Here is a 23796-nt window from a genome sequence, read left to right on the forward strand (position 1 = left end):
TGCCAGGTTTTTACCCACCAGATAGCCGAAGGTCATGGCGGGCCCGAGGGTGATCCCTCCGCTGGGGTAATAGCCGCGCATCACGCTCGACATGTCGTTGCCGATGGCGTACAGACCCGGTATCGGCTGCTGCTGTTCATCCAGCACCCGGGCGTGTTCGTCGGTTTGCAATCCGCTGAAGGTGCCCAGCGAGCCGGGCAGAATGCGCACCGCGTAGAACGGCCCTTCGCGCAGCGGTCCGAGCGTCACCTGATGGTCACCCTGGGCGCGGTTATAGGCTGATGCCCCGCGGTGAAAATCGACGTCTTCGCCAGTGCTGGCGAAGTGGTTAAAGCGTTGAACGGTTTCCGCCAGCGCATTGGCGTCGATAGCGCACTGCTTCGCCAGCTCCGCCAGGGTGTTTCCTCGCTGCAGATAGCCGGTACGCAGCCAGGCGGTGGGGGTGAACGGGAACGGTCTGGCGTGGCCCAGGCCGTAGCGACGCAGCGCGCGACGATCGGCCAGCAGCCAGGCCTGCGGCGTGTCGCCCGCGGGTGTGGCCGCCAGCAGGGCGGCGATAAAGTCATGATAAGAGTCGGCCTCGTTAACAAAACGTTTGCCGTTGGGCAGGACGGCGATCACCCCGGGTTTGGCGCGCTCCACCAGATGAGGAAACATTAGCTGCTGGCCGCTGGCCAGAGTGACGCGGGACACCGGCGCCCAGGCCAGCGGGTGGCGCAGGGAAGTGTCGAACTGGCCGCCGACGGATTCGCCAAGCCTGATCCCCTCGCCCTGATTGTCCGGCGGTGCGGCGGAGAAATGGCCGTAACCCTCCGCAGCGTGAGGCACCACCTGCGCCAGCCGCTGGCGATCGTGGGGAAAACCGCCGCAGGCCAGCACCACGGCGCCAGCTTCGACGTGAATCTCCCCGCCGTCGCTGCGCAACACCGCGCCGGACACGCCCGGCGGACCCTGCAGCAGCCGGACCACCGGGGCATTGAGCTGAAAACGCACGCCGGCGTCGAGGGCGGATCGCAGCAGACGGGCGACCAGCGCATTGCCATTGACCAGATGCTGCCCCCGTCCGGCGCGTAGCCGCTGCCAGCCGTGGCGCAGCAGGCGGCGGGCAGCATACAGCGCGGAGCGCGGCGAGCGGGTGGCATTGAAAAAATGCGCCATATCCGCGCCGCCGGCGATGCCCATCCCGCCCAGGCTAATGGTTTCCAGCGGCGGACGCAGGCGATGGAGCCAGTCGCCGAGCAGGCGGCCATCGTAGGGTTGCGCGGTGACCGACCGCCCACCGTTCGCCGCACCCGGCGACGGGTGAAAGTCCGGCATGGCGCTGCCCGAGAGAAACTGCACCGCCGTCCGCTGATGGAAAAATTCCACCATCTCCGGCCCGTAACGCAGGAAGGTTTGCAGACGAATATCGGCGGCTTCGCCCCCCATCTCATGCTGCAGATAGGTCAGCGGCGCGTCGGCTGCTTCGTCGATGCCCTCCGCCCGCGCCAGCGGGTTGCGGGGGATCCACAGCCAGCCGCCGGACCAGGCGCTGGTTCCGCCGAGCACTGACGCTTTCTCCGCCACCATGACGCTGGCGCCGTGCATCGCCGCAGTCACCGCGGCAGAGAGCCCCGCGGCGCCGGAGCCGACCACCAGCACATCCACCTTCACAGGCCCGCTCATGTTGGACTCCTTACTGCAGAGGTGAAAAAGCGGTGGGGCGCATCAGCACCGACTCGAGGCGTTCCACGGCGGCCAGTTCGCGATTTTTACGCGAGAAGGTCTGCCAGCGTTCGTCCTGGGCCATCCGCGCGCGGCGCACCAGACGATCGTCCAGGCTTTCATAAGCCCAGATGTGCACTACCTGATTGACCACGCCGATCTCGGTAAAAAAGAAGCCGATTAGCTGGCCGAGATGGTCGGTTTGCACCGCCAGGGCATCGCTTTGGTACAGCGCCAGCCAGTCGGCCATTTTCAGCGGATTGATGGTGTACGTGCGTTTTTCGTAGATCATGATGTTTTCCTGATTAGTGGGTGGAGTGTTGTGCCAGATGGCAGGCGGCGAGATAGCCAAACGTCAGCCCCGGGCCGAGGGTGATGCCGGGGCCCGGATAGGTGCCGGCCATCAGCGAATCCATGTCGTTTCCCACCGCGTACAGCCCCGGGATGAGGTGTCCTTCGGTATTGACGACCTGGGCATCGGCGGTGGTGACCAGGCCCCGTGAGGTCCCCAGATCGCCGGTATAAAGTTTGATGGCATAGAACGGCGCGCTGAGCAGGGGGGCATTACAGGCGTCAGGCTGATGGCCCGGATCGCCCATCGCCCGGTTATAGCTGTTGCCGCCTTTAGCAAATTCCCGATCCACGCCCTGCGCGGCGTCGCGGTTGTAGCGGGCTACCGTCTCGCTCAGGGTTTGGGCATCCAGACCAAGCTGTTGCGCCAGCGCGGCCAGGGTATCGGCTTTGTGCAGATAGCCGGCGGCGACCAGGGCGTCATTATTGACCGGCGCCGGGCGTGCCAGCCCGAGGCCATAACGCTTCATCGCCTGGGCGTCGCAGAGTAAAAAACAGGGGGCATTTTCCGCTGCATCCTGCATTGCGCTGGCGAAATGGTGATAGGAGCTGGACTCGTTGACGAAGCGTACCGCCCGCTGATTGACGGCAATCACGCCCGGTTTTGCGCGATCGGTTACCAGATGGGGGAAGCGCTCCTCGCTGCCGTCGGCCCGGGTCAGCACCGATACCGGCGCCCAGAAAAAGTTGGAGGCCCGATCGGCTCCCTCGCGAGCGTTAAGCGCCGCCGCGAGATGCAGCGCGGCGCCATCGTTGGCCGGCGGCGACATGGTGAAGTGTTCGCGGGTATGTGGCCGATAGCGCGCCGCCAGCGCGCCCGCGGCGAAGCCGCCTGCGGCCAGCACCACCCCGCGCCGGGCGTGCAGCGTCTCTTTTTGCCCCTGATACTCAATCTCCACCCCGCGGACCGCGCCTTGCGCTTCGCACAGCGTCAGAACATTGACATTCAGCCGCAGGCTCATGCCTTTACGCAGCGCCGTAGTCGCCATGCGGGCAATCAGCGCATTGCCCATCGCCAGGCGGGTGCCACGAGGGTACTTCACCCGGTCGCGGGCATAGCGCAGCAGCAGCCGGGTGCAATGGGCCAGGGAGCGCAGCGAGCGGCGCATGTCGAGAAAATGTTGAATATCGACGCGGTTGACCATCATCCCGCCAAACAGCAGCATCCCCGGCGGCGGTGAACGCAGGTCGCGAAACGCGTCCCCCAGTTCACGGCCGTCATACTCCATCACCTCCAGCGCACGACCTACGTCGACTGCGCCGGGTTCATCCGGATAGTAATCGGGCGAGAGCGGACGCAGGCTGTACTTTACTGCCCCCTCACGCTCGAGAAAGGCCAGCGCTTCCCGCCCGGCGCTGACAAACGCTTCGGCAAGATCTTCGCGGTACTGGCCCTCGCCGATAATGGTTCGCAGGTAGGTTTTCATCGCCTCGGCGCTACCGCTTTTGCCCTCGGCGCGCGCCTGGTCGGTATCGTGCAGCCACACGGCGCCGCCGGAGATGGCCGAGGTGCCGCCGAACTGGCCGGCTTTCTCCAGCATCAGCACCGACAGCCCTTTACAGCAGGCGGTGACCGCGGCGGCAAAACCGGCCGCGCCGCTGCCGATGACGATCACATCCCAGCTCTTCATGCCGCCGCTCCCTGCGCCTGCGGGATGGCGCCGATAAACTGGCCCATCAGCCTCATCTGCGCCAGCGCCATTTCCGGCCCGGTCTGTACTTTGCAACCACGTGCGGCGGCGAAAGTGAGCAACGGCGTCATCACCGGGGCGGTGACAACGTCGGCCACATGAGTGGTGCTGTCGAGCGTATCCAGAAGCGCCTGCGGTAGAGGCAGCTCATCAAATCCGGCCATGCCGGCCGGTGAGCCATTAACCAGTAGATCGAGGCCGTAAAGGGTGTCTGGCAGCGCGCTCAGTTGCACCGCCGGAAAGGCCTCAGCCAGAAGGTCATGCAGGCGCTGCCGGGTGGCCGGGGTTTGATCGTGCAGGGCCAGCCGACGGATCCCCGCCTCGCACAGTCCCCAGGCGATGGCGCTGCCGACGCCGCCGCAACCGGAGAGCAGCGCCTGCTTACCTGCCGGCTGAAAACCCTGCGCCTCGGCGGCGAGCTGAAAGCCGACGCCGTCCAGCATATCGCCCTGCAGGCGGCCATCCGCCAGCTTGCGGATCACATTGACGGCGTTGAGTCGGCGGGCGCGCGGCGTGAGGTCGTCGACCAGCGCGGCGGCGCGTTGTTTATGCGGCACCGTCACCAGCACGCCGGTCATGTTCTGCCAGCCGCGCAGGGCGTTGAGGTAGGCGGCCACCGCGTCCGGGACGATATCCACCGGGATCATGACGCTGTCCATGTGCTGTTCGGCAAAGTAGCGGTTGAAGTTATCCGGTGATTTCACCTGGGCGATCGGATGACCAATCACGGCGACAACCTGGGTAGTTCCACTGACCATTTCAAACCTCATTTGTTAAATGAATGTTGTGAAAGTATTTCAGTGGAAGCTGGGAGCGACAACGCAGAATTCGGACATGTCGGTTGTTAATCGCACGAACGCTGCGATAATCGCAGGAAATCGATAATGATGTTGCAAAAATGTGAGCGAATATGCAAAACACCATTCATCCACGCGATCTGATCGTCGGTTTACAAAAAGGGCTGGCGCTAATTCAGCTTTTTTCCAAAACCTGCCCAAAGCTCACCGTCGCCCAGACGGCGAAAATGAGCGGCCTGACGCAAAGCGCCGCGCGACGTTTTCTGCTGACGCTCCTGCATGAGCGCTATCTGCAAACCGACGGGCGCTATTACTGGCTTACCCCAAAGACGCTGCGGCTTGGCCAGGCCTATGTCGATTCGGCGCAGTTTCCTCGCATGGTACGGCCGATTGTCGAATACATCGCCAGCCGGACCGAAGAGCACGCCTCGGTGGGGGTGGTGGATGAAGATGAACTGGTCTATATCGCCCGCAGTCGGCATACGCCGTTCAACTCTACGTCGGTGCGGCTTGGGGAGCGGGTGCCCATTTTCTGTACCGCCGGGGGGCGACTGTGGCTGGCTTCGCTGCCGGAAGCAGAGTGTGAGACCGTCCTGCAGCGCATAACCCGGGAACAACGTACCCCCTATACGGTGACCGATATCGCGTCGCTGATGGAGAAAATCGCCCAGGTACGGCGCCAGGGATACGCCACCATTGAGCAGGAGTTTGAGATTGGCATGCTGGTGCTGGCGGTGCCGTTAACCGACAGGGAAGGGACCTGGTGGGGGGCGCTGAGTCTGACCAGTCATCAATCGCGCACTTCGCTGGAAGCGTTATGCCGCGATCACCTCGATCTGCTCTACAGCGCGCAGGCGATGCTGGTGGGTTAAACAGGGCAGCCAGTGGCGCTGCCCTAAGATAGACGTCGCTTAGGCCGACGCTTTGGTCAGAAAGGTGTTCCAGTCGCTGGCCGCGTTATTCACGAAAGTATTCCAGCTGTTGCCGGCGGTGTTAACAAAGCTTCCCCAGTTTTCCTTTCCGGCGGTCACAAAGGTTTCCCAGTTTGACTGTCCGGTCAGGAAGGAACCAAACGCCATCGCGCTGTCGCCGACGAAGGAGGCAAATGCGGTGCCGGAGGTCAGAACAAAAGAGGTGAAGCCGACGCCAGAGTTGGCGACAAAGCTGGCGAAGCCGCTGGCTGCGCTGAACAGATTAAAGCCACCGGAGATATACTCCATTTCGTTCAGTGTTAACTCTTTCATTGCAATTCCTTGTAGTGATTATTTCCCAAAGGGGCAAGAGCCCCGGCGAAAGGTAGCATCGCAGGACCGTGCGGCGCGAGTGATGCCCGATGCGTACTGGCTCAATTTTTCCTCATTTTTTGATATGAAAGATAGTGGGAAAGCGACGGGGGNGGGGAGGGAAGTATGAAATGAGAAAGAAAGCGATGATGAAACAGGAAAGAAAAAGCCCCGTAAATACGGGGCTTTAGATCGTACGGGAGTGCGTAATTATCTCACGTAAGCCAGCAGACTATGTGAATCCGGCACCATAAAGTCAACGGACATCATCACGGACAGCGCGGTGATGGCGACGATAGAAAAGACGAACAGCTTACGCGCCCAGACTTTATCATCGGCCACTTTATAGCCACGCAGCGCCATGCCCAGCCACCAGACGCTGACCGCTGCCGCCACGACCAGGTATTTATACCCGGCGTAGCCGCCCAGCGAGAGCATCAAGGTTGCCACGGCAAAGGCGACGATGTACAGCGTAATATGGTTTTTGGCGACCGAAATGCCTTTCACCACCGGCAGCACCGGAATATTCGCCGCCTGATAATCCTTAAAGCGGAAAATCGCGATGGCGTAGGAGTGAGGCATCTGCCACAGGCTAAAGATAGCCAGCAGGATCGCCGCACCGCTGTCGAAATCACCGGTGACCGCGCAGTAGCCAATCACCGGCGGCGCAGCGCCGGAGAGTGAGCCAATCAGCGTGCCGTAGACGGAGTGGCGTTTCATGTACAGGCTGTAGACGCCGACATAAACCACGAACCCCATCACCCCCAGCCAGCAGGCCAGCGGGTTAGCGCCGAACCACAGCAGCATGAAGCCAGCAATACCCAGCAAGGTGGCGTACACCAGCGAAGCTTCTGGCGAGATCAGCCCTTTGACCAGCACCCGGTTTTTCGTCCGTTCCATCTTACGATCGATGTCCCGGTCGATGTAGTTGTTGAATACACAACCCGAGGCGACCACCAGGGATACTCCAAGGAGCGTCCAGACGAACAGCGGATAGTCGATGTGGCCTTTGGAGGCCAGCAGGAAACCGCCGATCACGGAGATCAGGTTGCCAAAAATAATGCCTGGTTTCGTTACTTGCAGGTATTGCTTAAACATACTCGCCGCTCTTAGTGCATCATCATGTTGTAGTTCAGGTTCCACATAATCCAGATGGAGCCGACAACCACGATCGCAATGATGATTACGGTGAAGATAAATGCGGTCAGGTTCCAACCTTCATCGGACTTGCTGTTCATATGCAGGAAGTACACGAGGTGTACCACGATCTGCACCACAGCGGTCACCAGAATGGTGCCAAGGATAACCGCATGCGAGGCGGAGCCACTCATCACCATGGCGAACGGAATGACCGTCAGGATGATGGACAGGATAAATCCTGTCATGTAGCTCTTCACGCTGCCGTGAGAAGCGCCGCTATGATCGGTAGAATGACTCATTACATCGCCCCCATCAGATAGACAACCGAGAACACGCAGATCCACACGACGTCCAGGAAGTGCCAGAACAGGCTCAGGCACAGGATACGCGTGCGGTTAGTGCTGGTCAGGCCACGACGTGAAACCTGGAACATCAGCACCGCCATCCAGATAAGACCGGAGGTCACGTGCAGACCGTGGGTGCCGACCAGCGCGAAGAACGCGGACAGGAAGCCACTACGATCCGGACCAAAGCCTTCCATGATCAGGTGATGGAATTCATAAATTTCCATCCCGATAAATCCGGCGCCAAACAACCAGGTCAACGCCAGCCAGGAAACCACCTGGCTTTTGTTGTTTTTGTACATGGCGATAGCCGCCATGCCGTAGGTGATGGAGCTGAACAGCAGCAGTGCGGTTTCAACCAGAACGAACGGCAGTTCAAAAATATCTTTGCCCGTCGGTCCGCCGGCCGTGCCGTTCACCAGAACGGCATAGGTAGCAAACAGCGTAGCGAAGATAATGCAGTCGCTCATCAGGTAGATCCAGAAACCGAATACCTTCATCGGTCCTGTATCATGGTGCCCGTGTTCATGCGCGTGGGCAGTATGCGCAAGAGTATCAGTTGCCATTTTTCAGCCCTGCTTTGTTAATCTCATCGAAATGCTGTTTTTCCAGTTTTTCGACTTCTGCAACCGGTACGTAGTAATCCACGTCCTCGTCAAAGCTCTTAATAATCCAGGTCGCTACGATGCCGATGAAGCTGGCGATCGCCATCCACCAGATATGCCAGATCATGGCGAAACCAAATACCGTAGCGAAGGCGGCAATCACGATGCCGGCGCCGCTGTTTTTCGGCATATGAATTTCTTCATAGTGAGCAGGCTGTTTGTACGCTTCACCTTTCTCTTTCATTTCCCAGAAGGCATCACGTTCGTGAACCTGAGGAACGATAGCGAAGTTGTAGAACGGCGGTGGAGAAGAGGTTGCCCACTCCAGCGTACGGCCACCCCACGGGTCACCGGTCAGGTCGCGGTTCTGATCGCGGTCGCGAATAGACACGTAGAACTGAATCAGCTGGCACAGAATACCGCAGGCGATCAGCGCCGCACCGCAAGCTGCAATAACCAGCATCGGGTGGAACTGCGGATCGATCTGCTGGCTCAGACGACGGGTCATACCCATGAAGCCCAGCACGTACAGCGGCATAAACGCCACGAAGAAGCCGATGATCCAGAACCAGAAAGCGCGTTTGCCCCAGGTTTCGTTCAGGGTGAAGCCAAAGGCTTTCGGCCACCAGTAGGTCAGACCTGCGAAGCAACCGAACACTACGCCGCCGATGATAACGTTATGGAAGTGCGCAATCAGGAACAGGCTGTTGTGCAGAACGAAGTCCGCGCCCGGTACCGCCAGCAGCACGCCGGTCATCCCACCTACGGAGAAGGTCACGATAAAGCCGATAGTCCACATCATCGCCGAGTTGAAGACGATGCGACCCTGATACATGGTGAACAGCCAGTTGAAGATCTTAACCCCGGTCGGGATCGCGATAATCATGGTAGTAATACCGAAGAAGGCGTTTACGTTCGCGCCAGCACCCATGGTGAAGAAGTGGTGCAGCCAAACGATGAACGACAGAACGGTAATACAGACGGTTGCCCATACCAGAGAGGTGTAACCGAACAGACGCTTACGCGAGAAGGTCGCGGCGATTTCGGAGAAGACCCCGAACACCGGCAGAACCAGGATGTACACTTCCGGGTGACCCCAGGCCCAAATCAGGTTGATGTACATCATCATGTTGCCACCCATATCGTTGGTAAAGAAATGGGTGCCCAGGTAACGATCCAGGGTCAGCAGCGCGATGGTGACGGTCAGAATTGGGAACGAGGCGATAATCAGGATGTTAGCGCACAGAGATGCCCAGGAGAATACCGGCATCTTGAACATGGTCATGCCCGGGGCGCGCATCTTGATAATGGTCACGAAGAAGTTAATACCGGTCAGGGTAGTACCGATACCGGAGAGCTGCAGCGCCCAAATCCAGTAATCAACCCCTACGCCAGGACTGTACTCAATTCCCGACAGCGGCGGATAGGCCAGCCAACCGGTCTGCGCGAACTCACCAACGCCCAGAGACAGGTTAACCAGAATCACGCCCACAACGGTGAACCAGAAGCTCAGGTTGTTGAGGAACGGGAAGGCTACGTCGCGCGCGCCGAGCTGAAGCGGAACCACCAGGTTCATCAGACCGATAACAAACGGCATCGCCACGAAGAAGATCATGATAACGCCGTGGGCGGTAAAGATCTGATCGTAGTGATGAGGCGGCAGGAAGCCGGCTTCCCCGGCCGAAGCCAGCACCTGCTGGCTACGCATCATGATGGCGTCAGCAAAGCCACGCAGCAGCATGACGATTGCCACGATAACGTACATGATACCGAGACGTTTGTGGTCGACAGAAGTCAGCCACTCGTTCCATAGGTAGGACCACTTACCGAAGTAAGTGATGGCTGCCAGAAGCGCCAGTCCCCCAATGATAATCGCAGCCACCGTTACCACGATAATAGGTTCGTGGTAGGGCACTGCATCCAGTGTAAGTTTTCCGAACATCGTTTTCTTCCTCGGCCCCTTAGTGAGCGGTTTCCGCGTGGCTCATGTCCATGCCTTCCATCCCGTCGTGAGCAGCGTGCTCGCCTTCAGGTTTAGACATGTTCATGCTCTCGTGAGACATGAATTTGTTCACAACATCTTTGAACAGATCCGGTTTCACGTTAGAGAAATATTCCACTTTGTTGTATTCGCTAGGCACAGCCACTTTCTCGAACGCGGCCATGGAGTCCATGGAGTTCGGAGACTGTTTGGCTTTTGCAACCCACTGATCGAAAGTCGCCCGATCCGGGGTGGCAATCGCTTTGAACTTCATACCTGAGAAGCCCGGGCCACTGTAGCTAGCGGAGATACCGTCATAAGTACCAGCTTCGTCAGCAATGAGGTGCAGCTGAGTCTGCATACCGGCCATTGCATAAATCTGGCTACCTAAGCGCGGAATAAAGAACGAGTTCATCACCGAGTTAGAGGTCACTTTGAAGTGTACCGGTACGTTCGCCGGGAAGGCGATTTCGTTAACGGTAGCAATACCCTGTTCCGGATAGATAAAGAACCATTTCCAGTCCATCGATACGACTTCGATGGTGATTGGCTTCTCGTCATGGACAAGCGGTTTGCTTGGCTCCAGTGCGTGAGTGGTTTTCCAGGTCAGAACGGCCAGGAACAGGATGATCAGAATAGGTACCGTCCAGACCACAGCTTCCACTTTGTTGGAGTGTGACCAGTTCGGGCTATACTTCGCATCTTTATTGCTCGCGCGATACTTCCAGGCAAATCCTACTGCCATCAAGACGGCGGGAATAACGACAATCATCATCAGGCCGAAGGCCGTCAGAATCAAAGAGCGTTGCTCCAGTCCAATCTGTCCTTTTGGGTCAAGGAGTGCAGAATCACAACCACTGAGTAATACAGTACCTGCGATTAATGACATCCATCCCAAACTTTTATTGTATTTCCTGAGTCTCATTGAACGACCTCAATTCCACGGGATCTGGTGGCGTTTAAAGTGTATGGGCATTTTACGGTAAGGTTGCATTACTGTAAACATGATTGGATCTCTGTCAGTTCTGTGTTAGCGGCTTCTGCTTGGTTTGTCACATATGTAACGTAGTGTTACTTAATCGCTTGCAAAGCCTGATTTTCGCGGGATTGATAACGAAAGGGATAAGAAAAGGAGTGCTTAGCGGCTAATGGGCATAACCACCCACAAATTAGAACAATTGTTTAACATTTAATTATCAAATAAAAGACATTGTGAAAACGAAAAATAAAATCCCCGGAGCTGAATCGGTTAAATTATTTAAAGAGTCGAACGAAAACTGTCAATAATTTCCAGAAATCAAAAACGCACAAAACAACAAATAGCGCGGCGGACAATATAAAAGCGTTAATAAGCCGTTATAATTACGTTTCGTAATTACAACGGCTAATAATGATGCTGGATCCTTAAATCAGGCGGGTTTTACGCAGCGCCAGATAGTCAAGCAGGCCGCCGAACAAAATCCCGCCGACGGCGGTGAGCGCGGCAACCTCCAGCAGGCCGGACAGGAAGGAGAACGACGTATAATCCAGCGCGTTGAGGATCAGCAGCGCCAGCCACACCGCGAGCAGCAGGCAGCCCAGTGTCAGGATCCCCAGCGCCAGCGCATAGGCCTGCGGGAACTCGCTACGCGGCATAAAGCTTGCGGTGCGTTGGGTATGCTCAAGCGTTTGCCGGCACAGCAGCAATAGGGCAATCCCCGGCACCGCCGCAACGACAGAGAAGAGATAGAAGGTCGACCAGCCGTGAGCCTCGACAAACCAGCCGGCAATCGGCCCAACGTATACGCGACCGACCGCAGAGAGCGCCGAGAGCAGTGCGAACTGGGTGGCGGAGAAAGACTTATTACATAACGTCATCAGCAGCGCGACAAATGCCGCCGTCCCCATTCCCCCGCACAGGTTTTCAAAGAATACCGCGGTCGCCATGGAATAGAGGTGCTTATCGGTAATCGACAGCAGCCAGTAGCCGGCGTTAGAGACCCCCTGCAGCAAACCGAAAATGAGCAGTGCCCGAAACAGCGTCAGCCGCTGCATCAGGACGCCGCCGTACAGGGCGCCGAGAATGGTGGCGAACAGGCCTAAGGTTTTGTTCACCATTCCCACTTCGCCAGCGTCAAATCCCACGCCGCGGATCAGGAAGGTGGTGGTCAGGCTCATGGCAAACGCATCGCCAAGCTTATAAAGGACGATGAGCAGCAGAATCAGCCAGGCGTTGTTGCGGCCGAAAAAATCGCGCAGCGGTTCGGCTACCGCCTGCTCGAGCGATCTGGGAACCGGGATAACGTCGCTCGGTTCGGGCGCCAGCAGCGTGGCGATAATGCAGGGCACCAGCAGCGCCGCCATCAGCCAGTACATCCCCTGCCAGCCGAGATAGCGGTCGGCAAGCCACAGGGCCAGTCCACCGGAGACCAGCATCCCCAGGCGATAGCCCAGCACGCTGATCGCGGCGCCGGCTCCACGCTCTTCTGCTGGCAACACGTCGGTTTTCCAGGCGTCGAACACAATATCCTGCGACGCCGAGCAGAAGGCGATCACCACCGCCAGCGCCGCCATCCAGCGTAATTGGGTGACCGGCTCAAGAAAGCCCATCGCCGCGATCGCCAGCAGGAGTAATACCTGGGTGGTCAACAGCCAACCGCGACGACGCCCAAGAAACGGCGGCGTGTAGCGGTCCATCAGCGGGGACCAGAGGAATTTAAAGACATAGGCCTGGCCGACGAGCGAGAAAAAACCGATCGTTTTCAGATCGATATTTTCCACCGTCATCCAGGCCTGCAGGGTACCGGAGGTGAGAGCCAGCGGCAGACCGGAGGCGAAGCCAAGGATCAGCAAAATGGCTGATTTCGGCTGCTGAAAAATGCGTAAGTAATGACTGGACATAGCATAAAGCACGAACCCGGCGGAGGCCGGGTTCGCGATAGCATTAACGCGCGTTTTGCTTGATGAAATCGTGGATGCTGGTGTCCTGCGCCATATCGGCGATGGTATCGGTCAGGACGCTGTTGACGGCATCAGCGATGTTTTTGTTCGAGGCCTGGAAGGCGCCTTCAACGGAGTAGCTGGCGCGGTAGTTTTTGGTCATTTTCGTGCCGTTTGCCGCGGTGGCGATGATGGCGATATCGGCTTTGGTGGCGATGTTATAGCGCACGTTACCCTGAGAGACGTCAGCATAGAGTTTGTTGACGATGATCTGCAGATCGACCGCGCCGTTCGGGCCAATCATGTAGCCGCGAGACGTCATCTGTTTCTCCAGCACTTCCTGCAGCAGGAAGCGCAGATCGCGGGAGGCGGTGAGAGTGACCAGCTGATTGTCACGCGTCACTTTCGCCAGCGCCTGGTCCGGACGCTGATCGGCGCCGTTGATGCTGACGGTCACGCCCATCAGGCTTGGATCCTGCTGCGGCAGCGTGATTTTCGGCGATACTTCAATGGTGGTCGGCGGCGTGGCGCATCCTGCCAGCATAAACATGGCGACCAACGGGAAAAGAATCTTCTTAAGCATGTTCAGGTCTCAACGCATGGTGTTGTTATAAGGAAAATTACCGCCATCATAGCATTGCCAACGGCAAGGGGAAGTGGCAACGCGTGTAAATCCATCGTGCTGGCGGTTTTCTGAGCGTCCCGCCACGGTTAATGGCTCGTTCCCCGACGGATCTGGCGACCAGAGCCAGTAAACGTGATACTTTTGAATGAAAATATCAGAACAATGCTAATTTTTTGTTGTTTTCTCCTAATGGAAGCGGTAAAAGCGGCTAACATTTAAATGGAGTGGCGGCATCTCAGCGTTGTCGGAGGAGAAAATTCATGATGATACGTGAACAGATCGAAGCAAAACTTAGAGCAGCGTTCGACCCGATGTATCTCGAAGTCGTGGATGAAAGTTATCGTCACAACGTCCCTGCGGGCTCTGAAAGTCATTTTAAAGTGGTGTTAGTGAGCGATCGCTTCACTGGCGAGCGTTTCCTCAATCGCCACCGTATGATCTACGGCACGCTAACCGAGGAGCTGTCGAATACGGTGCATGCCCTGGCGCTGCACACCTACACGATTAAAGAATGGGAAGCATTACAGGATACGGTATTTGCTTCGCCGCCGTGCCGCGGCGCAGGGAGTATCGCTTAGAAATCCCATTTGCAACCGCTGGCGCTTTTCCAGTATGTTGCTTGCAGATTTAGCAAAAACGGCCTACGGGCCGTTTTGTTTTGCCTGGAAAATGCGCAAAGTCAGCGCTTTTGCGGGCAAATTTGAGCGGGAAATGTGAAAAATGCCGCAGCACCAGGCGACAACCGTTCTCGACTCACAAAAGTGATGCCGCTATAATGCCGCGTCTTATATATGAATGTCTTCGGGATGATTCTGACGACAGGGAATGTGTTTCTGATTTGAAGAGGGCATCCCGGTTCTGCGAAGCCACCTACACGCGCTTCCAGAGTTGACCGAGCACTGTGATTTTTTTGAGGTAACAAGATGCAAGTTTCAGTTGAAACCACTCAGGGCCTTGGGCGCCGTGTAACGATTACTATCGCCGCTGACAGCATCGAGAATGCTGTCAAAAGCGAGCTGGTCAACGTAGCGAAAAAAGTTCGCATTGACGGCTTCCGTAAAGGCAAAGTGCCGATGAATATTGTTGCTCAGCGCTATGGCGCTTCCGTTCGCCAGGACGTGCTGGGCGACCTGATGAGCCGTCATTTCGTTGACGCGATCATCAAAGAAAAAATCAATCCGGCCGGCGCGCCGAACTACGTTCCGGGCGAATACAAACTGGGCGAAGACTTCACCTACGCGGTAGAGTTCGAAGTGTATCCGGAAGTTGAACTGCAGGGTCTGGACGCGATCGAAGTTGAAAAACCGGTTGTTGAAGTCACCGACGCTGACGTTGATACCATGCTGGAAACTCTGCGCAAGCAGCAGGCGACCTGGAAAGAAAAAGAAGGCGCGGTTGACGCTGAAGATCGCGTAACCATCGACTTCACCGGTTCTGTTGACGGCGAAGAGTTCGAAGGCGGCAAAGCCTCTGACTTCGTACTGGCGATGGGCCAGGGTCGCATGATCCCGGGCTTCGAAGACGGTATCAAAGGCCACAAAGCGGGTGAAGAGTTCACCATCGACGTGACCTTCCCGGAAGAGTACCACGCAGAAAACCTGAAAGGTAAAGCGGCTAAGTTCGTTATCAACCTGAAGAAAGTCGAAGAGCGTGAACTGCCTGAGCTGACCGAAGAGTTCATCAAACGTTTCGGCGTGGAAGATGGTTCCGTCGCTGGCCTGCGCGCTGAAGTGCGTAAAAATATGGAACGCGAGCTGAAAGGCGCTGTGCGTAACCGCGTGAAGTCTCAGGCTATCGAAGGTCTGGTTAAAGCCAACGAGATCGACGTTCCGGCTGCCCTGATCGACAGCGAAATCGACGTGCTGCGTCGTCAGGCTGCTCAGCGTTTCGGCGGCAACGAGAAACAGGCTCTGGAACTGCCGCGCGAGCTGTTCGAAGAGCAGGCTAAACGTCGCGTCGTTGTTGGTCTGCTGCTGGGCGAAGTGATCCGCACCAACGAGCTGAAAGCTGACGAAGAGCGCGTAAAAGCCCTGATCGAAGAGATGGCTTCTGCGTACGAAGATCCGTCTGAAGTCGTTGAGTTCTACAGCAAGAACAAAGAGCTGATGGATAATATGCGCAACGTGGCGCTGGAAGAGCAGGCTGTTGAAGCCGTGCTGGCGAAAGCCAAAGTGTCTGAAAAAGCCACTTCCTTCAACGAACTGATGAACCAGCAGGCGTAATTTCGCCGCTATCGTTTAAGGTTCGAGCAAAAACCCGTTGCCGAAAGGCGGCGGGTTTTTTTTTAAGATAATGATAGCCACAGGCACGGTGCGAAAACGCATTAACCATGATAGCGTTACAGCAAAAGCTTGTTATGCTTGAAATATGGCAACACCATCCCCATTACCNNNGAGGCAACTGCATCCGCAATCGCACGCGTATTGAAGAGGCGGTGACGCATTCAGCGGATAGAAACTGTGGCTGATAATCCGTCCGTAAGGTTACAATCAGTGCAGCAGGTATTTTAAAATTACTCCAGGAGACGGAAATGTCATACAGTGGCGAACGAGACAACTTTGCACCCCATATGGCCCTGGTGCCGATGGTCATTGAACAGACCTCACGCGGTGAACGTTCTTTTGATATCTACTCCCGTCTGCTTAAGGAACGCGTCATTTTTCTGACCGGCCAGGTCGAAGACCACATGGCAAACCTGATCGTGGCGCAGATGCTGTTTCTGGAAGCGGAAAACCCGGAAAAAGACATTTACCTGTACATTAACTCTCCGGGCGGGGTAATCACCGCCGGGATGTCGATTTATGACACCATGCAGTTCATCAAGCCGGATGTCAGCACCATCTGTATGGGGCAGGCCGCTTCTATGGGCGCGTTCCTGCTGACCGCCGGGGCGAAAGGCAAGCGCTTCTGCCTGCCGAACTCCCGCGTGATGATCCACCAGCCGCTGGGCGGCTATCAGGGACAGGCGACGGATATTGAGATCCACGCCCGTGAAATCCTGAAGGTGAAAGGACGCATGAATGAGCTGATGGCGCATCATACCGGCCAGTCTCTTGAGCAGATTGAGCGTGACACCGAGCGTGACCGCTTCCTGTCTGCTGCGGAAGCCGTGGAGTACGGGCTGGTCGACTCTATTTTGACCCATCGTAATTGATGCCCAAGGCGCAAGGGTGCCGCTTTACGCTTCATCCTTCTCGCCACGTCTGTGCGAGCGGTTGGCTTTTATTCGGCCGCTTGTCTGGCAGGCTTGCGGCCGGTGGCTTCGCTACCGGCTCGATGTAGCGCGAAGGATTTTGTGTATATACTAATGAAGGGCGGCACAACGCTATATGGCGGCTTGCGCCTGAGAATGGCATTTGCGTCGTCGTGTGCGGCACAAAGAACTTAAAAAGAGGTTTGGACTCATGACAGATAAACGCAAAGATGGATCGGGCAAATTGTTGTATTGCTCTTTTTGCGGCAAAAGCCAGCATGAAGTGCGTAAGCTGATCGCCGGGCCATCCGTGTATATCTGCGACGAATGCGTTGATTTATGTAACGACATCATTCGCGAAGAGATTAAAGAAGTGGCGCCGCACCGCGAGCGCAGCGCGCTGCCGACGCCGCACGAGATTCGCCACCACCTTGATGACTACGTCATCGGTCAGGAACAGGCGAAGAAGGTGTTGGCGGTCGCGGTATACAACCACTACAAGCGTCTGCGCAATGGCGATACCAGCAATGGCGTAGAGCTGGGTAAAAGCAACATCCTGCTGATCGGGCCGACCGGTTCCGGTAAAACGCTGCTGGCGGAAACGCTGGCGCGCCTGCTGGATGTGCCGTTTACCATGGCGGACGCCACTACCCTGACCGAAGCCGGTTATGTGGGTGAGGACGTCGAAAATATCATTCAGAAACTGCTGCAGAAGTGCGATTACGACGTGCAGAAAGCGCAGCGCGGCATCGTTTATATCGACGAAATCGACAAAATTTCGCGTAAATCCGATAACCCGTCGATTACGCGCGACGTCTCAGGCGAAGGCGTGCAGCAGGCGCTGCTGAAGCTTATCGAAGGGACCGTTGCCGCCGTTCCGCCGCAGGGCGGGCGTAAACATCCGCAGCAGGAGTTCCTGCAGGTTGATACCTCCAAGATCCTGTTTATCTGCGGCGGCGCGTTCGCTGGCCTGGACAAAGTGATTTCCCACCGTGTGGAAACCGGCTCCGGCATTGGTTTTGGCGCGACGGTAAAAGCGAAGTCCGACAAAGCGAGCGAAGGGGAACTGCTGGCTCAGGTCGAGCCGGAAGATCTGATCAAGTTTGGTCTGATCCCGGAGTTCATCGGCCGTCTGCCGGTAGTGGCGACCCTGAACGAGCTGAGCGAAGAAGCCCTGATCCAGATCCTGAAAGAGCCGAAAAACGCCCTGACCAAGCAGTATCAGGCGCTGTTTAGCCTTGAAGGCGCAGAGCTCGAATTCCGCGACGAAGCGCTGGACGCTATCGCCAAGAAAGCGATGGCGCGTAAAACCGGCGCCCGTGGCCTGCGCTCAATTGTGGAAGCGGCGCTGCTGGATACCATGTATGACCTGCCTTCGATGGAAGATGTCGAAAAAGTGGTCATTGATGAGTCGGTTATCGCCGGTCAGAGCAAACCGCTGCTGATCTACGGCAAACCGGAAGCTCAGCAGGCATCTGGTGAATAATTAACCATTTCACTCAAGCAGTTAACAAAAAGGGGGGATTTTATCTCCCCTTTTATTTTTCCTGCATTCCCGCCGTTGAATGTGGGGAATACATCCCCATATACTGGATTACATATTAACGACGATGCAGTGGAGTGTGGCGTCGTCGGCTACCTGGCGGACTTTAAACTAAGAGAGAGCTCTATGAATCCTGAGCGTTCTGAACGCATTGAAATCCCCGTATTGCCATTGCGCGATGTGGTGGTTTATCCGCACATGGTCATACCCCTGTTCGTAGGGCGGGAAAAATCTATCCGTTGCCTCGAAGCGGCCATGGACCATGATAAAAAAATCATGCTGGTTGCGCAGAAAGAAGCGTCGACGGATGAGCCGGGTGTAAACGATCTTTTCACCGTTGGAACCGTGGCGTCTATTTTGCAGATGCTGAAGCTGCCGGACGGCACCGTGAAGGTGCTGGTCGAAGGGCTGCAGCGTGCTCGCATTTCTGCGCTGTCTGATAATGGCGAGCATTTCTCGGCGAAAGCGGAGTATCTCGACTCGCCGGCGATTGACGAACGCGAGCAGGAAGTGCTGGTTCGCACCGCTATCAGCCAGTTTGAAGGCTATATCAAGCTGAACAAGAAGATCCCACCGGAAGTGCTGACGTCGCTGAACAGCATCGACGATCCGGCGCGCCTGGCGGATACCATCGCGGCGCACATGCCGCTGAAGCTGGCTGACAAGCAGTCTGTGCTTGAGATGTCCGACGTTAACGAACGTCTGGAATATCTGATGGCGATGATGGAATCGGAAATCGATCTGCTGCAGGTTGAGAAGCGCATTCGCAACCGCGTCAAAAAGCAGATGGAGAAATCCCAGCGCGAGTACTATCTGAACGAGCAAATGAAAGCGATTCAGAAAGAACTCGGCGAGATGGACGACGCCCCGGACGAAAACGAAGCGCTGAAGCGTAAGATCGACGCGGCGAAAATGCCGAAAGAGGCGAAAGAAAAAACCGAAGCGGAACTGCAGAAGCTGAAGATGATGTCGCCGATGTCAGCGGAAGCGACAGTCGTGCGTGGCTACATCGACTGGATGGTGCAGGTGCCGTGGAATGCGCGCAGTAAGGTCAAAAAAGACCTGCGTCAGGCCCAGGAGATCCTCGATACCGATCACTATGGCCTGGAGCGCGTGAAGGATCGCATCCTTGAATATCTCGCGGTGCAGAGCCGGGTGAACAAAATCAAGGGGCCAATCCTTTGTCTGGTGGGACCGCCGGGGGTAGGTAAAACCTCGCTGGGTCAATCCATCGCCAAAGCGACCGGACGGAAATACGTTCGTATGGCGCTTGGCGGCGTGCGCGATGAAGCGGAAATCCGCGGTCATCGTCGGACCTACATTGGCTCGATGCCGGGCAAACTGATCCAGAAAATGGCGAAAGTGGGGGTCAAAAACCCGCTGTTCCTGTTGGACGAGATCGACAAAATGTCTTCCGACATGCGCGGTGACCCGGCTTCCGCGTTGCTTGAGGTGCTGGATCCGGAACAGAACGTGGCCTTTAACGACCACTACCTGGAAGTGGATTACGATCTCAGCGACGTGATGTTCGTGGCGACTTCCAACTCCATGAACATTCCGGCGCCGCTGTTGGACCGTATGGAAGTGATTCGTCTCTCCGGCTATACCGAAGATGAAAAACTGAACATCGCCAAACGTCATCTGCTGCCGAAGCAGATCGAACGTAACGCGCTGAAGAAAGGCGAGCTGACCGTCGACGATAGCGCCATTATCGGCATTATTCGTTACTACACGCGGGAAGCGGGGGTACGTAGCCTGGAGCGTGAAATCTCCAAGCTGTGCCGCAAGGCCGTTAAGCAACTGCTGCTGGATAAATCGCTGAAACACATCGAAATTAACGGTGAGAATCTGCATGATTATCTCGGCGTACAGCGCTTCGACTATGGCCGCGCCGATAGTGAGAACCGCGTCGGTCAGGTGACCGGTCTGGCGTGGACGGAAGTGGGCGGCGATCTGCTGACCATCGAAACCGCCTGCGTGCCGGGCAAAGGCAAGCTGACCTACACCGGCTCGCTGGGCGAGGTGATGCAGGAGTCGATTCAGGCTGCGCTGACGGTGGTACGTTCGCGGGCTGACAAGCTGGGCATTAACGCCGACTTCTACGAGAAGCGTGACATTCACGTGCACGTGCCGGAAGGGGCGACGCCTAAGGATGGTCCGAGCGCGGGTATTGCCATGTGCACGGCGCTGGTCTCCTGCCTGACCGGTAACCCGGTACGCGCTGATGTGGCGATGACCGGTGAAATCACTCTGCGTGGTCAGGTGCTGCCGATCGGCGGTCTGAAGGAAAAACTGCTGGCGGCGCATCGCGGCGGCATTAAGACTGTTCTGATTCCTGATGAGAACAAACGCGACCTTGAAGAAATTCCGGATAACGTTATCGCCGATTTGGATATCCATCCGGTGAAACGAATCGAGGAAGTTCTGACACTTGCGCTGCAGAACGAACCGTTCGGCATGCAGGTTGTGACCGCGAAATAGTGATTCTGCGCAAATTGCGCTAATAAAAATAGGGCTGGTAAGTCATTTCGGACTTGCCAGCCTTTTTTTGTGTAGCTAACTTAGATCGCTGGCAGGGGGGTCATCGACAACTGCTGTTGTAAGGGCATGACAGTCCTGATATAACTGCTGCGCGGTCGCACTATGAAGGACTCAGGTGCGATATAAATTATAAAGAGAGGAAGAGAACAGTGAATAAATCTCAACTGATTGACAAAATTGCTGCGGGTGCGGACATTTCTAAAGCTGCAGCTGGACGTGCGTTAGATGCTTTAATCGCTTCTGTTACTGAATCTCTGCAGGCTGGGGATGACGTTGCGCTGGTAGGTTTTGGTACCTTTGCTGTTAAAGAACGTGCCGCCCGTACTGGTCGCAACCCGCAAACAGGTAAAGAAATTACTATCGCTGCCGCAAAAGTGCCGGGCTTCCGTGCTGGTAAAGCGCTGAAAGACGCGGTGAACTGATCGGCTTTCCCGTCAGGGAATGTGACGAAGTACAAGGGCGCATCGTGAGATGTGCCTTTTTTATTGCCTTTTCAGACCACTTTATGTGTGTTTATCGCCACTTGTGGGCTGACAATCACCCTGTTTTCTTGTCAAAATACGTCCTCACGCGCGGCGGCCATCACGTGCTATGCTGCGCGAGCTAAAGTCATCTACAGCGGAGCGTTGTTACACCATGATGGACAACCTACGCACGGCCGCCAACAGCGTCGTGCTCAAGATTATTTTCGGTATCATTATCGTCTCGTTCATTTTGACCGGGGTGAGTGGTTACCTGATTGGCGGTGGCAAAAACTATGCCGCAAAAGTGAATGGCCAGGAGATTGGCCGTGGGCAGTTTGAAAACGCCGTCGCCAGCGAACGTAACCGTATGCAGCAGCAGCTTGGCGATCAATTCTCCGAGCTGGCGGCGAACGAAAACTACATGAAAACCATGCGCCAGCAGGTGCTGAACCGCCTGATCGATGAGTCGCTTCTGGATCAGTATGCCCGCGAGCTGGGCCTCAGCATCAGCGATGAGCAGGTGAAGCAGGCGATCTTCCAGACCCAGGCGTTCCAGACGAACGGTAAGTTCGACAACCAGCGTTTCAGCGGTATTGTCGCCCAGATGGGGATGACCACCGATCAGTACGCCCAGGCGCTGCGTAACCAGCTGACCACGCAGCAGCTGATTAACGCCATTGCGGGTACCGACTTCATGCTGCCGGGCGAGTCCGATCAGCTGGCGGCGCTGGTATCTCAACAGCGGGTGGTCCGCGAAGCGACCATCAACGTAAATGCCCTGGCGGCAAAACAGACCGCCAGCGATGAGGAAATCAACGCCTTCTGGCAGCAGAATCAGGCCCGTTTTATGGCGCCGGAGCAGTTCCGCGTCAGCTACATCAAAATGGATGCCGCCAGCATGCAGGAGAGCGCCTCTGACGAAGAGATTCAGTCATGGTACGACCAGCACAAGGATCAGTTCACTCAGCCGCAGCGCAACCGCTACAGCGTGATTCAGACCAAAACTGAAGCCGATGCGAAAGCGGTACTGGCCGAGCTGCAAAAAGGAGCGGACTTCGCCACGCTGGCGAAAGAAAAATCGACCGATATTATCTCTGCCCGCAACGGTGGCGATATGGGGTGGATGGAAGATGCCTCTACCGTGCCTGAGTTGAAAGATGCCGGGCTGAAAGAGAAAGGCCAGCTGTCTGGCGTGATCAAATCCTCGGTTGGCTTTTTGGTAGCTCGTCTGGACGACGTCCAGCCGGCGCAGGTGAAGCCGCTGGCTGACGTGCGTAATGACATTGCGGCGAAAGTGAAGCAGGAAAAAGCGTTGGATGCTTACTACGCGCTGCAGCAGAAGGTGAGCGATGCGGCCAGCAACGATAATGAATCGCTGGCGAGCGCAGCGCAGGTCGCCGGGATGAAGGTCGTAGAAACCGGCTGGTTTGGCCGCGATAACCTGCCGGAGGAGCTGAACTTTAAACCGGTCGCTGACGCTATTTTTAACGGCGGTCTGGTGGGTGAGAACGGCGCGCCGGGCAGCAACTCCGATATCATTACCGTTGACGGCGATCGCGCTTTTGTTCTGCGCATTAGCGAACACAAAGCCGAGGCGGTGAAGCCGCTTGCCGAAGTGAAGGCACAGGTTAGCGATATCGTTAAGCACAATAAAGCGGAACAGCAGGCGAAACTGGAGGCCGACAAGCTGCTGGCGGCGCTGAAAGACGGCAAAGGCGATGAAGCGATGAAGGCGGCTGGCCTGAGCTTTGGCGCGCCGCAGACGCTTTCTCGTACCGGCCAGGATCCGCTGAGCCAGCTGGCATTTACCCTGCCGCTGCCGCAGCAGGGTAAACCGGTCTACGGCGTGGGCAGCAATATGCAAGGCGATGTGGTGCTGGTAGCGCTGGATGAGGTGAAAGCCGGCAGCATGCCGGAAGAGCAGAAGAAGGCCATGGTTCAGGGGATCACCCAGAACAATGCCCAAATCGCTTTCGAAGCGCTGATGAGCAACCTGCGCAAGGCGGCGAAAATTAAGCTCGGCGACAGCATCGACCAGCAGCAGTAATTTCGCGTCGTCTCGCAAAAATGAGCAACACGATGTAATCCTCAAGGGCCGCTTTCGCGGCCCTTTCCATTTCTGTGATTTGCCTTTTGTCGACCATCCGCACTGACGCTATCGTGACCTTGCTGTCTACACACAAGGAGATATCAGCATGAAATATGGAATAAAAGCACTGATGGCCGCGGGCGTTCTGGTTTTTGCGGTAGGGGTACAGGGGGCGCTGGCGGCACCCGCCAGCGGCAAAGCGGCGGTGAATAAAGAAAATGTGCAGGCTTCCTCTTCGGCGAAGGCGGAAGCGGTGCCCGGCGAGTCTGACATCGGGGCGACAAAGGTCAGCATTAACCGCGCCAGCGCCGAACAGCTGGCGCAGGCGTTGAATGGCGTAGGATTGAAAAAAGCCCAGGCTATTGTCAGCTACCGCGAAGAGTACGGGCCGTTCAAAACCCTCGATGATCTGAAGCAGGTCCCGGGAATGGGGAGCGCGTTGGTGGAGCGCAATTTAGCCCATCTGACGCTGTAAATTTTATGCCAGACCTTGCACAGCGGTGATTTTTTGCCAGGATAAAGAGGT

The 23796-nt window shown here is 56.6% G+C and carries 20 protein-coding genes and 1 pseudogene (1 of these 21 running past the window's edge); 9 read left to right on the forward strand and 12 right to left on the reverse strand.

Going from position 1 to position 23796, the window contains the following annotated elements; genetic code table 11:
* The 4 genes and pseudogenes from VZP09_RS01940 to VZP09_RS01955 all read right to left on the reverse strand — a co-directional run.
* A pseudogene (locus tag VZP09_RS01940) lies at positions 1–1665 on the reverse strand (FAD-dependent oxidoreductase); it reaches 32 nt to the left of the window's first position.
* A 10-nt stretch (positions 1666–1675) separates the two neighbouring features.
* A complete protein-coding gene (locus VZP09_RS01945) occupies positions 1676–1996 on the reverse strand; it encodes an NIPSNAP family protein (protein WP_002891541.1) in 321 nt (106 codons plus the stop codon).
* A gap of 13 nt (positions 1997–2009) precedes the next feature.
* Positions 2010–3686 carry an FAD-dependent oxidoreductase gene (locus VZP09_RS01950; protein WP_021312307.1) on the reverse strand — a complete coding sequence of 559 codons (1677 nt, stop codon included), beginning with the start codon at positions 3684–3686 and terminating at the stop codon, positions 2010–2012.
* Positions 3683–4504, reverse strand: coding sequence for a shikimate dehydrogenase family protein (locus VZP09_RS01955; protein WP_004178747.1), 822 nt, complete (start codon positions 4502–4504; stop codon positions 3683–3685). The genes VZP09_RS01950 and VZP09_RS01955 overlap by 4 nt, the downstream gene beginning before the upstream one ends.
* A 152-nt stretch (positions 4505–4656) precedes the next feature.
* Here VZP09_RS01955 and VZP09_RS01960 point away from each other — a divergent pair, with 152 nt between their 5' ends.
* The gene (locus VZP09_RS01960) at positions 4657–5415 is read left to right on the forward strand and encodes an IclR family transcriptional regulator domain-containing protein (RefSeq protein ID WP_002891624.1); all 759 of its coding nucleotides are present in this window, start codon (positions 4657–4659) and stop codon (positions 5413–5415) included.
* 39 nt (positions 5416–5454) lie between these two features.
* On the opposite strand, the gene VZP09_RS01965 is transcribed toward VZP09_RS01960, so the two are convergent.
* From VZP09_RS01965 to VZP09_RS02000, 8 genes are all read right to left on the reverse strand, one after another.
* Positions 5455–5787 (reverse strand): hypothetical protein, encoded by a 333-nt coding sequence (locus VZP09_RS01965; RefSeq protein ID WP_032438719.1) that lies wholly within the window; start codon positions 5785–5787, stop codon positions 5455–5457.
* A 249-nt stretch (positions 5788–6036) separates the two neighbouring features.
* Positions 6037–6924: a heme o synthase gene (gene cyoE / locus VZP09_RS01970; protein ID WP_002891629.1), complete on the reverse strand. Its 888-nt coding sequence runs from the start codon at positions 6922–6924 to the stop codon at positions 6037–6039.
* An 11-nt stretch (positions 6925–6935) separates the two neighbouring features.
* A complete protein-coding gene (locus VZP09_RS01975; protein WP_002891634.1) occupies positions 6936–7265 on the reverse strand; it encodes a cytochrome o ubiquinol oxidase subunit IV in 330 nt (109 codons plus the stop codon).
* Complete coding sequence (locus tag VZP09_RS01980; protein WP_002891635.1) at positions 7265–7876, reverse strand: cytochrome o ubiquinol oxidase subunit III; 612 nt, start codon at positions 7874–7876, stop codon at positions 7265–7267. The genes VZP09_RS01975 and VZP09_RS01980 overlap by 1 nt, the downstream gene beginning before the upstream one ends.
* The gene (gene cyoB, locus VZP09_RS01985; RefSeq protein WP_002891638.1) at positions 7866–9857 is read right to left on the reverse strand and encodes a cytochrome o ubiquinol oxidase subunit I; all 1992 of its coding nucleotides are present in this window, start codon (positions 9855–9857) and stop codon (positions 7866–7868) included. Before cyoB ends, VZP09_RS01980 begins: the two co-directional genes overlap by 11 nt.
* A 19-nt stretch (positions 9858–9876) precedes the next feature.
* Positions 9877–10821 carry a cytochrome o ubiquinol oxidase subunit II gene (cyoA, locus tag VZP09_RS01990; RefSeq protein ID WP_002891641.1) on the reverse strand — a complete coding sequence of 315 codons (945 nt, stop codon included), beginning with the start codon at positions 10819–10821 and terminating at the stop codon, positions 9877–9879.
* A 479-nt stretch (positions 10822–11300) separates the two neighbouring features.
* Positions 11301–12776: a muropeptide MFS transporter AmpG gene (gene ampG / locus VZP09_RS01995; protein ID WP_004178749.1), complete on the reverse strand. Its 1476-nt coding sequence runs from the start codon at positions 12774–12776 to the stop codon at positions 11301–11303.
* Positions 12777–12819: 43 nt separating this feature from the next.
* Positions 12820–13398: a lipoprotein gene (locus VZP09_RS02000; protein ID WP_002891647.1), complete on the reverse strand. Its 579-nt coding sequence runs from the start codon at positions 13396–13398 to the stop codon at positions 12820–12822.
* Between the two features lie 302 nt (positions 13399–13700).
* Here VZP09_RS02000 and bolA point away from each other — a divergent pair, with 302 nt between their 5' ends.
* From bolA to VZP09_RS02040, 8 genes are all read left to right on the forward strand, one after another.
* Entirely contained in the window at positions 13701–14018 is a 318-nt protein-coding gene (gene bolA / locus VZP09_RS02005; RefSeq protein ID WP_002891649.1) for a transcriptional regulator BolA, read from the forward strand.
* Positions 14019–14363: 345 nt separating this feature from the next.
* The gene (gene tig, locus VZP09_RS02010; protein WP_004147333.1) at positions 14364–15662 is read left to right on the forward strand and encodes a trigger factor; all 1299 of its coding nucleotides are present in this window, start codon (positions 14364–14366) and stop codon (positions 15660–15662) included.
* Between the two features lie 308 nt (positions 15663–15970).
* Complete coding sequence (clpP, locus tag VZP09_RS02015; RefSeq protein WP_002891804.1) at positions 15971–16594, forward strand: ATP-dependent Clp endopeptidase proteolytic subunit ClpP; 624 nt, start codon at positions 15971–15973, stop codon at positions 16592–16594.
* A 250-nt stretch (positions 16595–16844) separates the two neighbouring features.
* Positions 16845–18119 carry an ATP-dependent protease ATP-binding subunit ClpX gene (gene clpX, locus VZP09_RS02020; RefSeq protein WP_002891807.1) on the forward strand — a complete coding sequence of 425 codons (1275 nt, stop codon included), beginning with the start codon at positions 16845–16847 and terminating at the stop codon, positions 18117–18119.
* A gap of 183 nt (positions 18120–18302) precedes the next feature.
* Entirely contained in the window at positions 18303–20657 is a 2355-nt protein-coding gene (gene lon / locus VZP09_RS02025) for an endopeptidase La (protein ID WP_004151336.1), read from the forward strand.
* Between the two features lie 209 nt (positions 20658–20866).
* Positions 20867–21139, forward strand: coding sequence for a nucleoid-associated protein HU-beta (gene hupB / locus VZP09_RS02030; protein ID WP_002444653.1), 273 nt, complete (start codon positions 20867–20869; stop codon positions 21137–21139).
* Positions 21140–21353: 214 nt separating this feature from the next.
* Positions 21354–23228 (forward strand): peptidylprolyl isomerase, encoded by a 1875-nt coding sequence (gene ppiD / locus VZP09_RS02035; protein WP_023284735.1) that lies wholly within the window; start codon positions 21354–21356, stop codon positions 23226–23228.
* A gap of 148 nt (positions 23229–23376) precedes the next feature.
* Positions 23377–23745, forward strand: coding sequence for a helix-hairpin-helix domain-containing protein (locus VZP09_RS02040; RefSeq protein ID WP_002891859.1), 369 nt, complete (start codon positions 23377–23379; stop codon positions 23743–23745).
* Positions 23746–23796: the final 51 nt, after the last annotated feature.

Source organism: Klebsiella sp. EMBS2024 (assembly GCF_036233805.1).
Lineage (GTDB): Bacteria > Pseudomonadota > Gammaproteobacteria > Enterobacterales > Enterobacteriaceae > Klebsiella > Klebsiella pneumoniae.

Excerpts from the sequence above, each read along its gene's own strand:
- VZP09_RS01945 (WP_002891541.1), bottom strand. The coding sequence starts at position 1,996 with ATGATCTACGAAAAACGCACGTACACCATCAATCCGCTGAAAATGGCC.
- VZP09_RS01950 (WP_021312307.1), bottom strand. The coding sequence starts at position 3,686 with ATGAAGAGCTGGGATGTGATCGTCATCGGCAGCGGCGCGGCCGGTTTT.
- VZP09_RS01955 (WP_004178747.1), bottom strand. The coding sequence starts at position 4,504 with ATGGTCAGTGGAACTACCCAGGTTGTCGCCGTGATTGGTCATCCGATC.
- VZP09_RS01960 (WP_002891624.1), top strand. The coding sequence starts at position 4,657 with ATGCAAAACACCATTCATCCACGCGATCTGATCGTCGGTTTACAAAAA.
- VZP09_RS01965 (WP_032438719.1), bottom strand. The coding sequence starts at position 5,787 with ATGAAAGAGTTAACACTGAACGAAATGGAGTATATCTCCGGTGGCTTT.
- cyoE (WP_002891629.1), bottom strand. The coding sequence starts at position 6,924 with ATGTTTAAGCAATACCTGCAAGTAACGAAACCAGGCATTATTTTTGGC.
- VZP09_RS01975 (WP_002891634.1), bottom strand. The coding sequence starts at position 7,265 with ATGAGTCATTCTACCGATCATAGCGGCGCTTCTCACGGCAGCGTGAAG.
- VZP09_RS01980 (WP_002891635.1), bottom strand. The coding sequence starts at position 7,876 with ATGGCAACTGATACTCTTGCGCATACTGCCCACGCGCATGAACACGGG.
- cyoB (WP_002891638.1), bottom strand. The coding sequence starts at position 9,857 with ATGTTCGGAAAACTTACACTGGATGCAGTGCCCTACCACGAACCTATT.
- cyoA (WP_002891641.1), bottom strand. The coding sequence starts at position 10,821 with ATGAGACTCAGGAAATACAATAAAAGTTTGGGATGGATGTCATTAATC.
- ampG (WP_004178749.1), bottom strand. The coding sequence starts at position 12,776 with ATGTCCAGTCATTACTTACGCATTTTTCAGCAGCCGAAATCAGCCATT.
- VZP09_RS02000 (WP_002891647.1), bottom strand. The coding sequence starts at position 13,398 with ATGCTTAAGAAGATTCTTTTCCCGTTGGTCGCCATGTTTATGCTGGCA.
- bolA (WP_002891649.1), top strand. The coding sequence starts at position 13,701 with ATGATGATACGTGAACAGATCGAAGCAAAACTTAGAGCAGCGTTCGAC.
- tig (WP_004147333.1), top strand. The coding sequence starts at position 14,364 with ATGCAAGTTTCAGTTGAAACCACTCAGGGCCTTGGGCGCCGTGTAACG.
- clpP (WP_002891804.1), top strand. The coding sequence starts at position 15,971 with ATGTCATACAGTGGCGAACGAGACAACTTTGCACCCCATATGGCCCTG.
- clpX (WP_002891807.1), top strand. The coding sequence starts at position 16,845 with ATGACAGATAAACGCAAAGATGGATCGGGCAAATTGTTGTATTGCTCT.
- lon (WP_004151336.1), top strand. The coding sequence starts at position 18,303 with ATGAATCCTGAGCGTTCTGAACGCATTGAAATCCCCGTATTGCCATTG.
- ppiD (WP_023284735.1), top strand. The coding sequence starts at position 21,354 with ATGATGGACAACCTACGCACGGCCGCCAACAGCGTCGTGCTCAAGATT.
- VZP09_RS02040 (WP_002891859.1), top strand. The coding sequence starts at position 23,377 with ATGAAATATGGAATAAAAGCACTGATGGCCGCGGGCGTTCTGGTTTTT.